This is a genomic window from Vibrio sp. Vb0888, from assembly GCF_033338835.1.
Taxonomy (GTDB): Bacteria; Pseudomonadota; Gammaproteobacteria; order Enterobacterales; family Vibrionaceae; genus Vibrio; species Vibrio alginolyticus.
In genome coordinates, this window is record NZ_JAWOTL010000014.1 from 49,816 (window position 1) to 65,516 (window position 15,701).

Below are 15,701 nucleotides of genomic sequence, written 5' to 3' on the forward strand. Positions count from 1 at the left end.
AATCAAGTGTTAAGCTTAAGAGAAAAAATGACGCTCAACCGCGATGCTGCGGGTTTGTTGAAAGAGCTTAAGAGTGGCCAGCTATCGATTGGTGAACGCATCAAAAAGAACCGTGAGCTGGTGGAAATTCTTAATAAACTGACTGGCGCTAACCAAAAGGTTGAGCAGGAACCGGTATCAAGTTCGGATGAGCCAATATCGGTAGAAGAATTTTCCAAGTTAGGCCGCTCCGATAAGATTGAAAAGCTCAATGAAGTGCTATTTCTGCCTAACTGGTACGAATACGAAATGGCGTTTTTCCCTAACTACCAAGTGGTTGAAAAGGGCGATAACTACGTTGTGTACAAAGATGGCGAAAGCTTCCAGTTTGGTTACAAGGGGCATATCGCGCGAGGTTTGGACTACTGGAAAAACGATGCGGGTTCAGCTAAGAAAAATGGTGGCTTTGGTAGCTGGTCGCGCGCTGACCGTAACAAGGCTATCAAGACTCTTACGAAGCACATCGAGCAGAATGAGCGCGACAATGGCGAACGTCCAGTTGAGCAAAGCGATCTAGTTGCGAGATTCCTTGCTGGCGAGTTTAATAACGCCAAACCATCGGTGTTTGTTGATGTAATGCGAGACGTTCACTCAGAGGGCTTGGAGCTAGATAGCATCAAGCAAAAAGCGATTGAATGGTTCGAGCACAATCCTGACAAACTGGCCGCTTAAGTTTTCGCATGCGAGAACTTTAAAACATGACATTCCATATACTTTTCGCATGCGAGAACTTTAAAAGATGGCATTCGATATAGTTTTCGCATGCGAAAACTTTTCAGAGAACTTGAGAAAACCAAAATGAATGTTTTAACTAAAATCCGAGCAGACTATTACTACAAGCAATCTCTAAACCTTGCACTGGCAACCAGTGAGCGTCACAACTACGCCAAGGCGCTTTTCGCATTGCTTAAGAGTCTTTAATCCTTTTTCCCTGTCCCAAAAGTTTTCGCATGCGAGAACTCGCCACTCCAAACCGGAGCGGTCAAATTGAATCAACTCACATCAATTAACGCCGAAATCAAAGAGGCAAAAAACATCAATGACCTAGCCGCGATTGTTCAACTGTACGCAACAGACAATCCAAAACCCAAGCTAGGTCGAACCAGCTACGTTGTGACAGCAAAAGGCGACGAAGTAGAAACAGGCTTTAAAGTCGTGGAAGCCAGCGACCTTATTCCATCGAACGATTTGGACGGTCGAATCAATCCGAATTTTCCACAAGAGCTGCAACCGCGCGACCGTACACGCGTATCCTCAAAATTGCAGATCTCAAAAATGGCCAACGATTTGCGCCCACAACAATTAACCGATTCTGGACTATCTAGCCACGGCGCACCGATTGTCGGCTCGGACAATGTGGTGGAGTCGGGGAACGGTCGAACCATCGCTATCATCAAAGCGTATAGAGAGGGCAAGGCTGAAAAGTACCGCCAGTTCCTAATCGACAATGCGGAGCGCTTCGACCTATCACCGGAGAAAGTTGAAAGCATGCGCGAGCCAGTGTTGGTTCGAGAACGTGTTACCCAAGTTAACCGTGCTAAGTTTGCCCGAGATTCCAACCTCTCTGACTTGCAACAAATGAGCGCAGCCGAGACGGCTTGGGTTGACGCAGAGCGCATCGATGACCGCATGATTGCCCTGTTCCAACCGAGCGAAACAGGCAACCTTTTGGCCAAATCCAACCAAGGATTTATAAACAGCTTCCTAACCGAAATTGGGGATAACTCAACCGCCGGACTACTGACCGAAGATGGCCGACCAACCAAGCAACTGATCGAGCGCATGCAAAATGCCGTGTTCGCCAAAGCGTACAAAAACGAGAAGTTGGTGAAGCTGGTAGCCGAGGAAGCCGATCCGGAAATTCGCAATATTTTGAGCGCGCTAAACGGCGCAGCAAGCGCGTTTGTTGAGATGCAATACTTTAGCGGGGAAGTACACAAAAACACGTCTGAAACGCTGGCAGAGGCCGTGGAAATTAACGCTTCACAACCTGACCTCGCTAAGTCAGCACTTGACTCACTGGTGCAAGCAACCGAGTTGGTAAGACAGGCAAAAGAGTCCGGCCAACATATAGACGAGCTATTGGCTCAGTCCGGTTTGTTTGGCGACAACGATCCCGAGGCCGAAGCGCTGGCGAGATTCATTGCTGCTAACAACCGAAGCGCAAAACGCATGACGCTGGCATTTAAGACAATGGCCGAGGCAATCAATAGTGAACTGCTTCACCAAGGGCAAGCGCTAGGGGATATGTTTGGCGGTGGCGGTGCATCGCTTATCGATATTCTTGGCCGAGTGAATCAAGAGCTGGAAAACGAGGGCGTACAAACAGGCTTTATGTTCGAGTCTGTTCTGCGACCGGACGAACTTGCAAGAATCCATTATGCCGCTATAAAATAGGTCTGGGCTTCCAAGCCTGTGACAAGCTAGAAGACACGACAAAAAACGCCAGATTTAATTGTCAAATCTGGCGTTTTTGCATTTGGGAGTAGGGGGATGTTTACTATCAGGCATCGTTATCACTACGGGCTAATCGACATAAACGAAGACGGCGTTGCCGATGGCCATTCAGTCGCAGGGAATGAGATCCCCGCTTTAAGGAAAGATGGCGAGTATATCTACAGACCATTCAAAGGGGCGCTAGATAATATCTATCTACTGCATGTCCAAAAGGTGAAGCTGGTGAATATCGTCGCTTACTGCGATGACGAACTAGGGCTATTTGGCTGGCAAGACGTGCCGCTCGATCACTATTTGGTTGGCGTGTACCGTGACGGCGGGTACTACGTCTTAACGAAAAACGGGCAGCCTATCAGCCACCCGCTTTAAAAAGTTTTCGCATGCGAGAACTTTACACGCGATAACCGACTAATTGAGCTTCACCAACTGGCACTTGCTCAAGTTCGCCATCATCAAACAGTACCGTTAGCTTGTCGCTATGCTTACCAGATGCGAACACCAAACCATGACGACCATTAACCATGACACAAATGCTGGTAGGCTTTTGGTTTGCCGTAGGCTTTTTGCTTGCTGGTGTCGTTTGGGTCTTTTCTACCTTGTCTGCTTTATCTGCTTCGCTAAGCTTGACCTCAACCTCATTGCCAAACGCATTGGTGCGTAACTTCACACAATCTTGGCGTGTTAGCTTCTCGCCGCTTTCCAGTGCTTCACGAACGCGCTCAGAGTTATCGATGGTTGCTTTGCGTAGTTCGTTGATGGACTCCACATCACCAATAATCCCTTTTTGGAATGCTTCCAAAACAAAGTCAGGGGCTTTAAGTACATTTAGGTATTTCGAAATGTAGCCGTCTGATTTGCCAAGGCGCTTAGCCAAGCCACGGTTATCCAGATTGTGCTTTTTCTTAGCTTGGTCAAACGCCTTACCTAATTCGATTGGCGTTAAATCTTCACGCTGGATGTTTTCAATGAGCTGGCCAAAAATATCGCCCTTTTCACGGACAATACATTCAACGTGAGTCAGCTTGTCGCTCAACATAGCGGCGCGCCAACGGCGTTCACCCTCTTGGATTTTGTATCCCTTGCCATCAAACGGGTAAACAACGACAGGTTGAATTTGGCCGTTTTCTTCTAGGCTTTCGCACAATTCAAGTAGTGACTCATCGTTAAATTCTTCACGTACTTGCTCAACTGAATACAAAGAGTCTTTAGGGATAGCCAGCACTTTCGCTGCATCGCGGATTTCTACCGCTGATTCATCCAAGAGATTATCTAGGTCGCTAAGCTTGATTCGATCTCTTAAGCTTTTGGTCATGCTGTCACCTCTACCATGCGCTTGCAAAGTTCATCACAAACCGCTGTAAAGCCGAATTTCTCAGCCGCTTTAGGGTTGGTTTCAATCAGTGCTTTGCCTTGGTTTAGAGCTTCACTTACGCGCGTTGTTTTAATCAGTTTGTTTTCAAAAACTAGGTTGCCGTACTCTTTACGAAGTTCCGCTTCCTGTTCGCGCTGGTCGTTTGTGATATTGGCTTCGATAAGGTTTAGGACAATGCCTAACACTTCCAAGTCAGGGTTCATTCGACGGATTTGGCGCGAGGTCTTAACCAGCTCATTAACGCCTTTGATCGACATTTTTTGTGCTTGGCTAATGATAAGTAGCTTACTGGCCACAAGTAGCGCTGCATGCTGTAGCGCGTTCGCCGCTGGTGGACAGTCGATAAAGATATAGTCGTAGTCGTCTTTGATAAGGTCGATAGACTCAGCCACGTTTAAGATTTGTGATTGAGTAATGTTACCCATGCGCTTATCGCCGCCAATAACGTGTACGTTTTCGCTTACTACAAAAGGCTTAGCCTTTACTGGATTTTCGAAAAGGTTGTAAGCGTTGTGTAGGCAGCTCGCAGATGTGTACTCTGGATTCTCGACCATTTCCGGTGCAATAGAGCCGCCCAAGTTGTTTTGCGGGTCAAAGTCCAGGAATAGACATTTCTTGCCTTGGTTAGCGATGCTAATGCCAAAGTTGTAAGTACAAGTTGTTTTACCTACGCCGCCTTTTTGGTTGGCAATCGCCATGATAGTGCTCATTAATGATTTCCTTTGCTGGTGGAGTTTGTTTGCTGTTTTGGTTTGCTCAGTGCTGTTTCAAGATCATCGATATAGCACTGAACCACATAGTCGGTCGTACCGCCGCCATTCATGGCTTTGTAGATGGCAGTGTGACAAGGACTTACTCCCTTAACGCCATCAATAAGCAGCTTGGCTTTTCTGGTACTTCCTGCTTTCTCGACTAATTGAATTAGTCTTTCGCATCGTTCCTTGGATGCCATATCAACGCCTCTTAATTGTTGTCACTGGCAACGGGGTTACACTATACGTTGCCAGAAGCAACAGCACAAGCGAAAAAGTGAACAAACAGAACCGATTGCACAAGTTTTCGCATGCGAGAACTTTGAGAAAAATGTGAGATTGATTCCGAGAGTTTTCGCATGCGAAAACTTTTTGACAGAATTATTACTTACTCAATCCAGCAAAGTGACAGAATTGCCAGCGCGTAATCAGCAAGTGTGAGCGGTTGCATAACCAATTGTTTTTAATAAAAAAGACTAAAAAAACTGTTGAATATGAAATTTATCTCATATAAATTACACACCAGATAAGCGATGCCGAAAACTATTAGGGGTAGTAGTGCTTGTGTTTATGCTTATCGATTCAACGTGCAATCCCCGCCATTTTCTCAGTGGCGGGGTTTATTTTTTTCTAGCAAAAGTTTTCGCATGCGAGAACTTTAAAGCATTCCGTTCCATATAGTTTTCGCATGCGAGAACTCTCTACCAAATTCCATGCAAAAAAATACCCGCCAAAGATGACGGGCATATGAGAAAAAGTTTTCGCATGCGAGAACTTAACGCATCGATCTGCTGTTAACACTCCACGCTTCGAGATTTACGTCTTCGATAGAATATTCAAATTCTTCATCATCGGCGTAGTAGGTATGTAGGTTTGCTTGCCAGTAGCCTTTATCAATTTGCTCTTGCTGGTACGCCCACGCAGCACACAACAAAATCGCAGGGTCTTCGAAATTGAAGTGTTGCTCTGTGATCACTTCTGAATCGCTGCCAAGGTCATAACCATGCTTGGCCATGAGTGATTTAACCGCCCACCAATAAGCGCCATAGTGACGGTACATGAGCGGATTGGCTTGAAGTGTTTTGTAAATGCCATCTACTTGAGCTTGGATAAATGCCTCTTTGCTTTGCGCTGTTTCTAACGCCTCATCGAGTAGGGGCTGTAGATCTTCAACGGTAGGCAATTTCACTTGGGTAATCATTGTTATCTCCAAAAAGTTTTCGCATGCGAGAACTTTTTCGCATGCGAAAATTTAAGTTAGGCAGCTTCGGCCAACGTGTTGTGAATGGTTAATAGCGATTTCGCCAGCAGTTCTAAATCCGCTTTCGCAGAGATAAACCACCAGCCACCATTAAACTCACTGCTTGCGTTCGAAGCGAAGTCAGCGCCGTACTCGGCCTTGGCTTCCTTGTCACCAGCGAACATCACTTTCAGCGAACCTTTAAGGCCGTTGTTGTCCATCAAACCAATGCGTTCGTATGGCTCTACAACAATCTCTTTTCGGTTGCGACCGCGCTTAGGCTTCCAGCTAATTGGTGAAGTCACCATTTTAACGTCGATGCCAATGCCTGACATTAGTTCGCTAAACTTCTCGATGCTCTCTACGTTAATGGCAGAGATATTATCGATTTTCACTTTCTGCGTTTCGGTCACTTGAACCTCGGCCTTTTCCGGCTTATCCGCATTTAGGTACTTCTCGATAAATTCTTCGCGCTGTGTGCTGCGGTAAGTGAATAGCGAACCATACGCACCTTTCATGCGATTCAATGACCAGTCATCCGAGAAGATTAGGCCATCACCGGATAGAAACTCACGTTCGCCAATAGCGTGTAGGTCGGCACATACCTTAAGCATGGTTTCTTGTGAGTTTTCCCCGTAAATCGCATCGACCTTTTTCAGTAGGTGAGTATCGGTCGTTGGTTTGTATTGCGTCATCCAGTACGCGATCTGTGATAGACGTTTCGCACGGTCAGGGTCGTTAGCCACCAGCTTAGTGAAGTCAGCGAATAGCTTATCTTCCAGCTCTGTGCGGTATTCGCTAGAGCGTTCGGTCAGAATATCGGTGTAACGAGTGAACTCACGAGCCGATAGGCGGCGCGCTTCGTGTGCGTTGGTGTAACCTGTCCATTTCAAATTGCTTAGATGGTTATCTAGGTCTTTAAGGAAAGTGATAGACGTTTTGTAAGTCGTCTCCGCTTTCAGTAGTGCCTCTTGATAAAGCTCAGGGTATTTTTCCTCGAACGCTTTGATCTCAAGTGTCACCAGTTCTACGACTTCCTGTTCGGTCACTTGGTTGCCGTTTTCCATCGCCTGTTTGTCCCAATCGCTACCGATAAAGAAACTTAGAATGTCGTGTTCCAGCATCACGCGGCCTTTATCTTCCAATTGCTTGGTTACTTGGTCGAGTAGGGCTTTCACGATCGCTTTATCGCTCGCATCTGGATAAATCAGCGTTTGGTCTGGTTCAACATCCAATCCCCACGGCGTAGAGAATGAGCCGTCAGCATTGCGCACCAAACAACGGCGACTGTTACCGTAGGCTTTCATTTTCTTCTCTGCGACCAGTTCAAAGAACGTCTCACGGTCAAACGTATGAGCGACTTCACTTAGTGGTACACCTTGGAGCGCTTTTGCTTCTAGTGCTGCTCTATCCTGATTCACTGGCGCAATTTCAATGATGCGCTCAACAGGTAGATCGACATAGTTGCGTGACGCTGGTTCGCCGTCCATTTCAGTAATAAAGCCGTCCACCGTGCCAGATTTACGGTCGAAGTTGGTGATCATGATTGTTGCTTTTGAATCGTACTCGGCGCTCCAAGAACGGCTCTTAACTTCGGCTTTGTAGGTGTAGCCATTGCGCACAATCACACCGTTGCGAACAATGTACAACTCTGGATGAGTTAGGAAGTCAGGGTAATCCTTTAACACACCGTCATTGATGGCCAGCTCCATTGCTGGTTTCAATTTCTTGATGGTATCGCTCGCTTTGTCGCGGTTTTTGATCGCTGCCTCATAGGTTTTGATTTGGCTTTCTAGCGCAAACAGTCTGCCTTTGGTGCGTTGGTAGGTTTTGTGCTGCCAACTGCCGCGCTTCTCGCCCTCTGCACGTAGGCGATCTTCTTCCACCTCTTTGCGTAGTGGCTCTAACTTCTCGCGTAGTTCGGCCAGCTCGCCCTCAACCGCACTCACATCCAAAGCAAGCATTTGGGTAGCTTTGATGTACTTGCTAACGTTGATACTTGCTAGTCGGCGTTCCTCTAATTTGCGCTTGCGCTCCGCTTCACGTTTGGCCGCTTCGATACGGGCTTTCGCTTCTTCTGGATTCGCTGCCAGCATGATTGCTGTTTCGTCGGCTGCGTCTGCATCGGCGTTCGCAATGTACTTGTCATTGCCTTTGAACATTGTCTCAATCCAAGTGGCTTTACGTTGGATTGTGGCCAAGCGGAAATCATCGAATGAGCCTTTAGACGTGTAGTAGTGAACGTTCACGCTGTTTTGTTTAGAGCCAACGCGCGCGCCACGGCCATTACGCTGTGTGATACTCATTGGAGTCCACGGTAGCGTTAAGTGGTGAATATCGGTTGTGCCATGATGCAAGTTAATACCGACTTCGCCTTTTTTATTGAGGATCATGAATTTGTATTTCGAGGTGTTGTAAGCATTGGCGATTGCTTCCAAACCTGCTTCTTCATCGTCCTCAGTGGCCTTAGAGCCTTTCTTACCTGCAACGGTATCGCTGTTCAAAATACCGATTTCAGACAGCTTGCAACCAACGAAATCCGCAATGATGCGAGCCAGTTTTTTGTGCTGTGTTTTTTCTTCGGTAAAGACAAGCTGCTTACCACCAGCCAGATAAATCTCGCGCGCGTTCTCAAGGAACTTGGCGTACTTAGGAGAGACAGGGTGCGTAAATTTCAACTTAGCCTTGTCACAAATGCTTGTGAACTTGTCATCAAGTTGCTGGTGGAGTTGAACCACGCAGTGATCGCCCTCGACCTTAACGCTCTTATCAACCTTAACTTGGATTTTGCTTAGCTTAACCGTGCCGTCTGGTGCTACATCCTCAAAAGTGACTGTGACGGTATTTGGTAGCTTAGCTACTGCCGCCTCAACCTCTTTCTTGTTGTCCTTAGCGAATCGGTAGGTAACACGCTCATAGTACAAATCAAGGTCTGTACTTACCTTGTCCATTTTACGGATCAGGCCGAAAACCGTGTCGTTAGGGTATTGCTCGACAATCTCTTGGTTTTCGTCTTTGTCTGGATTGCTGATAGCGTCAGCGCGTTGGCGTAGTTCCTCATATAGCGCTTCCTGTTCGCTATTCATTTGGACAAAGCTTTGTTGGCTAATCAGGTCAGGAATGTGAACGTTGGCACCAACGGATTTAGCATCCTCGATCGTCATGTATCGGTTAACGATGTTTCGAAGTGCGTCTAGGTTTTGGAATCCGAGTAGGGCTTCACGCTGTTCAACTTCGCCCGAAATCTTAGTAACCAGCGCTTCGCCAGTCTTACCAAACATGCGGATAAAGTCGTCGCTGTCAAAGATACCCATCTTGGCAAACGTGTCTGCCGGAATGATGTGGGACAGCATATTGAACATATCAACAGGGCTGTTTACGGTTGGCGTAGCTGTTAGGAAGTAAACGCCTCGACCGTCATTGCGCGCTTTAATGACGTTGTTCTTAAGCTGCATATCGATAGCGCGATCGGCTTGCGCTTGGCTAGGCAAGAATGCCAGGTTGTTTCGGTATGAGCCGCCCTTGTACGAGTTACGGAAATCATGCGCCTCATCGACCATAACCGAGTCGAATAGCAAGTCCTCGAAGTACGGTAGTTCTTCGTTTTTGGCCGTGCCATCGTCAGAGTATTTCGCTTCAAAGCGCGCGTTCTTCGCTTTCTCTGTGTGGCTTTCCGCTTCCTTAACTAGCTTGCTTGAACCAGCAATCAAACCAGCATCGCGCATTTCAAGCACGTTGGCCGTAATCGTGTCCGGCTTCAATGGAATGCGGTTGTACACGTCTTTTGTCATTACCACGATGCGAGCGGTTGACTGTGTAAGCTGGTGGAGCTGCTCTGCTACGCGCTTGCCGTTGGTGTCTACGGTCAGTTTGGCGCGCAAGATAGGATCGCCTTTCTTGTCTAGCTTAGGTTCGCCCGTTTCATCCAATACTGGTTCCCGAATGATTTTGCCGTCATCGTCTTTGTGAACCTCAAGGCCGATAAATACCTTGTCAGATAGATTGCTTTCACCAAAGAACAGATCGGCTTCATAGAACCAGTTTTCTAGCACTGATTTAGGAACAACGATGGCCACACGGTTTGCGCGTTTGGTTTCTAGGTTGTACTGCACTAGACCAAGGCCAGTGAGCGTTTTACCCAAGCCAGTACCAAAGGCAATAATGCCGTTACCGTCTGCACTGTGACGGCGAATCGTTGAGTTTTGGTAAGGTAGGAACTCAATCGCACCAGATACGCCATCTAGCGATAATGGAGTGTCATCGAACTCCGGTTTAATCCAACCGTTAAACGTATTGTTGTAAACCTGTTCCAAGTATTCTGAATGGTCAGATGATGCAATCCATGTAGAAAACTCATCATCGAGGCGGCGCATTTGTTCACGGATAAGTGATTTATCTTCGTTCTTACTACCGCCACGAACCGCACCATAGTTGATGTACGATTCAATTTGACGCTCAAATCGCTCATCGCTGTTCGCTGCTTTACCTTTCACGCCATTACGAGTTAGGCCATCAATCCATTCGCCATCACGCCAACGGTAGCCAGTGAGGTATTGGCCGGATTCGCTTTGTACGAAATCCTCAAAGCCGTCCTTATCCTCGGTAAAGTCGCCCAAGATAAATTCCGTGTAGCCACGGTCATGCAGGAACTCAAGCATGATGTTTTTAGGAATCCACTTATCGGTAAGCTTCATCTTCACATCGGCAATCGAGATCTTGTTTCGCTTAGATTCGATGGCTTGGATTTGGCGCATGATGTTAGCTTTCACGGTATCGCTGGTGGCCGATACTAATTGTGTGGTCAGCTGATCCATGCGTTTACCGACAAGGCCAGTCGTCGCTTTGTGGAATGCTGTCACCGTACCGTCAGGGTTTACGGCTACCTCATCCATGTTCGCTAGGTAATCAAGCAACTGCTCATCGCTCATCGTATCGATACCGCTTGCGGTGTAATACGTGCGAACGTCATGCAGTGTCAGTGTGGTTATGCCTAGTTCACGGTCGCATAGATGGAACACGTCACCAATGCGAGACGAACTGTATTGAACAGTAAGTTCACGCTTAAGGTCGCCTTTGAGTAGGTCAGACAGTTTGCCCTTAGAATCGATCGATGAGTGGTAGTAATTCCATGCAGAGACGTACTTCTCGCTTAAGTTGCTTAGCGCTTTCTTCGATACCTTAGAGCCGCCCATTAGTGCGTTCAGCTCTAACACTTCGCCGCTTAACTTCACGCGATATTGTTCGGTCTGGAAGTCCTCCGCGCCCATTGCCATGTTGGCCAAGTCGCTATTGGATGTGGTTCGGCCACCAGCAACCAGCGTTGCAAGTGTTTGAACTTTCATGCCAAGTAGAATGCCTTTGTAAGCGTGTTCTTGGCTCGCTTTTGGCAGCTTGGCAATCTCGCGCATTAGGGCTTTAAAGTCGTCATGACACAAGTAGCCGTAATCTTCGAAAATCTGTAGCGCTTGGCTGGCCGATAGCTTAAGCATCGATTCAGTAGAGTAGGTGATAGAACCGATCTCATCGGTGTTATCTACGCCATAGGTCGCCTTGCTGATAACGCCTGTTTTCGCGTTGCTTTCGGACACTTCCCATTCGCCATCAATCATTTCGTATTGCTGGCCATTGCGGAACATTGTATCGCCCTCGGAGTATTTCGCGCTCACTGGCTCGCTTACCGATTCATCAAGCAACATCCAGTCGATACGGCTGTTAAAGCGGCGCATTAGGGACTGTTTAATGTCCTCGTTAGAACGGTTGCCGCGCTTCACGACTTTGCGCGCAAACTTACCTACGCCCTCAACAGTCTGTTCGCCGTTGATGAATTTCTTACCCTCGCGCTCGAACCACTTACCTTTAAGCCAAGTATTCCAAAGCACGTTAGATTCAATCAGCGTGTCACGGTCGGCACTATCAATCAGTGCTTTCGCTTGGTCGCTGTGTTTGCGCCAGATAACAAGGTCAGTCACTACGCCAGTATCAGCGAACGTGCCCGTTGGTAGTCGGTGCGCGCCCAAGAACTCCGCTTTAAGTGCGAGTTGTGTACGCCACTTCTCAAGGTTTTTCGCATCACAAATACGAGTTGGAAGCACTAGGGCAATCAAGCCACCAGCTTTCGCTTTATCGATAGAACGAGAAACGAAATACTGATCGGCGTACTTAATGTCTTTGTACGCTTTGTCTTTCATCGCGCTAGCGTCTCGAACACCATAAGGCGGGTTGCCGATCACTAGGTCGAAATCGCCAATATCGGGATTGCTGGCCACGGCTTCGAATGCCGATTGAATTACATGATCTTCGGGGTGAAGAATCTGGTTAATGGCCGCCGAGGTCTGATCCATTTCTACGGATGTAGTTAGGGTGCCTTTAGGTTTGGTTTCGCTAAATACGCCCACGCCCGAACTTGGTTCAAGTACGCTACCGCCAGTAAAGCCATAGGAGCGAACTGCATCCCAAGTCGCGCTCGCCAGCCATTTAGGCGTGTAGTATTCGTTGGTGGAGCCACCGATACCGCCAAAACCTGTGTAGTCGCGCAGAGCTGCTTTATCTTCGGGTGAAACGTTGGAGTAGTCGCCGTTGTACTTGGCGAGAATGTCTTTGGCTAGTTGGTTAGCCTTAAGGCGCTGGTGGCCTTTTGGAGTATCGCTAATATCGACAGCGAGCAAGGCTTCAAACTGGCTGACCAGTTCATCGATTGTTGTCGCCTGTTCAATACTGCGGGTTAAATCAGTGTTCATCGAACTTGCCTTTTATTCTTTGGATAAAAGCCAAAAAAAAGTCGAGCTTTCGCCCGACTTTTTCCTTTCCTATTCCCCATCCCAAAAAAACGCCACTATCAATATCAATTTAAGTTAATGAATAATCTAAAATATCTAAGGAAGTAGATTTTTAGGGACGAGGCAATTATTCCGAACACACCGAGCGCTATCAAGGCGAAAAATTAGTGTTTTTAGTGAGTAACCATCATTAAAGGGCAAGCGATTGAACTTTGACTAAAAAAATTTATTCCAACAAAAATCAATGATTTATTATCGTATTGGTCACATTGACGCAATGCGATATCATCCAAGATCATCCCCATCCCTGTAAAAAGCGCCTCAACTAACTGAGGTCGCACATGTCGCAAAACAAGGCATCAATTGGACTGGCGGCAGCTTTAAAACAAGCGTTCCCTTTCTTTAACGAGAATGACGATAAAGAGAGTGGGATAAGTTTTGAATCTGGCGCTGGATACACGGGATCGCCATTCCACGATCGCGAACACCAATTAGATGAAAGCAACGGCGCTCTGACCAATGACGGTCGAAAAAGCTCAGACCGCTTTTTTCTGCACAAGCTGCCGAAAGATCGCTTCATGCTATATCCGATACTCAAGGAAATGGCCGAGGACAGCACGATTGATGCCGCGCTCAATCTGCACCTTGGTCACGCTCTTTCGGTATCAAACGACAATGGCATGGCTGTGTATCTTCATCCAACCGATGAGAAGTACGCCGAGTACGTAGGCCGTCTTAACCGAGAGCTGCTAACTCCAATCAACGAAAACCTAATGAACTGGACGTATTCAACGCTGGTTTATGGGGTTAACTATGTTCGCCCATACACGAAAGAGGGCGTGGGTATTACTCACTTTGAGGCCAACTACTACACGTTGCCAAACCAAATTCGTGAGTACGAACGTTCGGGCGAGCTAGCGGGATTTACTGCGGAATATCTACAAACCCGAGCGAACGGCGAACAGGTACGCCTTGCCGAGCCTTGGGCGCTTATCCCACTAAAAATGCCAATCTGGCGACCAGATATGGATATACCGCCAGTTAACTACACTGGCCAGCGCTACTCACTTTATGACGATGCGTATTCACGCATGCCAATCGAGACGCAGAACTACGGCACATCCATTCTTCTTACCTGTTTTGAGGCTTGGTCGATGCTTCGCCAGTCCATTGCAGCACTCGGCGCAAGTCGTGTGAATGCTTCACTTATCGATCGCATGGTAGCGGTAAACACTGACGGCTTAGATGCGGCCGGAGCTGCGGAATACATCAACATGGTCGCTGACCAGATGAAGCAAGACCGTCAAGAGGTGGTAGACCGTTCCCGCAAGCTAGGTTTCATTCCAACCGTCATCAACACGCTATTGCCATTTATGGGCGGCGCTAAAGGTGGCTTGCAGATCGATACCTTTACCACTGACCCGAATATCTCCCACATCGAAGACATTATGTTTCACCTTAAACGCTTAGCCGGAACGCTTGGCGTAGACCCATCCATGCTTGGGTTTGGTGATCTTCTTTCTGGTGGGCTAGGCGAGGGCGGCTTCTTCCGCACATCGATTCAATCTGCACTACGCGCCAACCAAATCCGCGCAGCCGTGGTGGCGTTCGTTAAGCGCGCTATCGACATTCACACCATCTACCGAGACGGCAAGGTGTGGAATGACAACGATATGCCATTCGAGATCCGATTTAACTCTCTCAACACTGCTATCGAGCAAGAGAAGTCGGCAGCAATGGAGTCGCAAGCGAACTACGCAACCATGCTGACTACCGTGCTTGACCTTATCGAGCAATCCCCAATCGGCAAGTCTCCGAAACTCAAAAACCATCTTTACACGTCCGTTGTTGGCCTCGATTCCGAGCTGGCCAATGAAGTCATTTCCGAGCTCGCGGCTCAAGTGGCCAAGAACGACAAAATGATGGAATCCATTGGCATGACTGACCAAAGCGAAGCGGAACGATTCGTTAGAGACGTAGTTCTCGACCTACTAACCGAAATCCAAAGCCATTAATGGAGAAAAGAAAGTGACAGCAAAAGCACTTAAACAAGTATCCGACCGTTTCAGCCTATTCAATGACGGTCGAAAACTTAGCGCCAACAAGCGCAATTACATCATCAAAGCCGTGCAAGCGATGATCAACAGCCCACGAACTCAAGAGCTATTACGACTCGGTGAAGCGTATGGTTACTATGGCCATCAATCCCGCCAGCGAGCGAATAAGCTCTCAATCGGTGAAACTGAGGTGATCATGATTAATGGTCGTCCGGTTGTGGTAGAAAACGTGCCATCTAACCGCACAATCTCTATCACCTGTTCAGATGACGGTATTGTTGAACACACTCAAGAGTTTTTAGATACCGATACAGGCCGCATCGCTTTAGGTTTGCACAATAGCCGTGCTGGTGGTTGGAGTTGGGCGACTGGTGGCCAAGATACACGCGAGGCATCGATCACGACTTCATATCACGGTATGGACTACGTGTTGCAGCCGAACTATATCAGCCTAGACCATCCGGCCATGATGATGGAAAGTGCGAACGGCAAGCAAATGATCCTCGAATCGCTACAGGAACAAGGTTTTGATGAGGAATCCGCGCGTAATATCTACGCGAACATGACTCAACAGAGCAATGTTGAGCTTGTCGGTGATCTTACTAACCAGCTTATGTACCTAGAAAGCGTGAATGCAGAGTTGCGTGAAAAGGTAGAGCAAAACGCTAAGGCAACCTCGATGCTGCTTGATGTTGTGGACTCTTTGCCTATCTATGTAACCGATGCGCAGCGCAAAGCGATCGCCAACATGGCCACCAAGGAAGATCATCAAGTGGTGCGAGCTATGTTTGAGTCGCTAGGTTCCCGAAAAATGGCGACTTTACCGACAAATAGCTACGTTCCAGTAGAGCAAAAAGTGAGTGTTGCGCCTCAAATTAAACAGCAATTCGTCAACTTCGGATCTTTATCACGAAAATTCCAATAAGTTGATCAATTAAAAAGCGCCACCAGCTATTAGTAATTAAGTGCAAAAAACACTCAATTAAATCGAAAATGCTGGTGGCCGAT

11 protein-coding genes are annotated in these 15,701 nt (G+C 47.5%); 6 read left to right on the forward strand and 5 right to left on the reverse strand.

The window, feature by feature from the left end; all coding sequences use genetic code 11:
• The first annotated feature begins 27 nt into the window (after window positions 1–27).
• The 4 genes from R7P72_RS18090 (at window position 28) to R7P72_RS18105 (ending at window position 2,865) form a co-directional block, all read left to right on the forward strand.
• Entirely contained in the window at window positions 28–711 is a 684-nt protein-coding gene (locus R7P72_RS18090; RefSeq protein ID WP_213986474.1) for a hypothetical protein, read from the forward strand.
• A gap of 126 nt (window positions 712–837) precedes the next feature.
• A complete protein-coding gene (locus R7P72_RS18095; RefSeq protein ID WP_258500649.1) occupies window positions 838–960 on the forward strand; it encodes a hypothetical protein in 123 nt (40 codons plus the stop codon).
• A 66-nt stretch (window positions 961–1,026) separates the two neighbouring features.
• The gene (locus tag R7P72_RS18100) at window positions 1,027–2,436 is read left to right on the forward strand and encodes a hypothetical protein (protein ID WP_213986475.1); all 1,410 of its coding nucleotides are present in this window, start codon (window positions 1,027–1,029) and stop codon (window positions 2,434–2,436) included.
• A gap of 96 nt (window positions 2,437–2,532) precedes the next feature.
• A complete protein-coding gene (locus tag R7P72_RS18105; protein WP_213986476.1) occupies window positions 2,533–2,865 on the forward strand; it encodes a hypothetical protein in 333 nt (110 codons plus the stop codon).
• Between the two features lie 22 nt (window positions 2,866–2,887).
• Here the strand turns inward: R7P72_RS18105 and R7P72_RS18110 are convergent, their stop codons facing one another.
• From R7P72_RS18110 to R7P72_RS18130, 5 genes are all read right to left on the reverse strand, one after another.
• Window positions 2,888–3,808, reverse strand: a complete 921-nt coding sequence (locus R7P72_RS18110; RefSeq protein WP_213896419.1) for a ParB/RepB/Spo0J family partition protein — start codon at window positions 3,806–3,808, stop codon at window positions 2,888–2,890.
• Window positions 3,805–4,578 carry a ParA family protein gene (locus R7P72_RS18115; protein ID WP_069497779.1) on the reverse strand — a complete coding sequence of 258 codons (774 nt, stop codon included), beginning with the start codon at window positions 4,576–4,578 and terminating at the stop codon, window positions 3,805–3,807. Before R7P72_RS18115 ends, R7P72_RS18110 begins: the two co-directional genes overlap by 4 nt.
• Window positions 4,578–4,820, reverse strand: coding sequence for a hypothetical protein (locus tag R7P72_RS18120; RefSeq protein ID WP_069497778.1), 243 nt, complete (start codon window positions 4,818–4,820; stop codon window positions 4,578–4,580). The genes R7P72_RS18115 and R7P72_RS18120 overlap by 1 nt, the downstream gene beginning before the upstream one ends.
• A 575-nt stretch (window positions 4,821–5,395) precedes the next feature.
• Entirely contained in the window at window positions 5,396–5,821 is a 426-nt protein-coding gene (locus R7P72_RS18125; RefSeq protein ID WP_213986477.1) for a hypothetical protein, read from the reverse strand.
• Between the two features lie 56 nt (window positions 5,822–5,877).
• Complete coding sequence (locus R7P72_RS18130) at window positions 5,878–12,597, reverse strand: SNF2-related protein (protein ID WP_213986478.1); 6,720 nt, start codon at window positions 12,595–12,597, stop codon at window positions 5,878–5,880.
• Window positions 12,598–12,977: 380 nt separating this feature from the next.
• Between R7P72_RS18130 and R7P72_RS18135 the strand changes: the two genes are divergently transcribed.
• Both R7P72_RS18135 and R7P72_RS18140 read left to right on the forward strand, forming a co-directional pair.
• On the forward strand, window positions 12,978–14,651 hold the full coding sequence (locus tag R7P72_RS18135; RefSeq protein ID WP_213986479.1) for a portal protein: 1,674 nt from the start codon (window positions 12,978–12,980) through the stop codon (window positions 14,649–14,651).
• 13 nt (window positions 14,652–14,664) lie between these two features.
• Entirely contained in the window at window positions 14,665–15,618 is a 954-nt protein-coding gene (locus tag R7P72_RS18140; protein WP_213986480.1) for a head processing protein, read from the forward strand.
• Window positions 15,619–15,701: the final 83 nt, after the last annotated feature.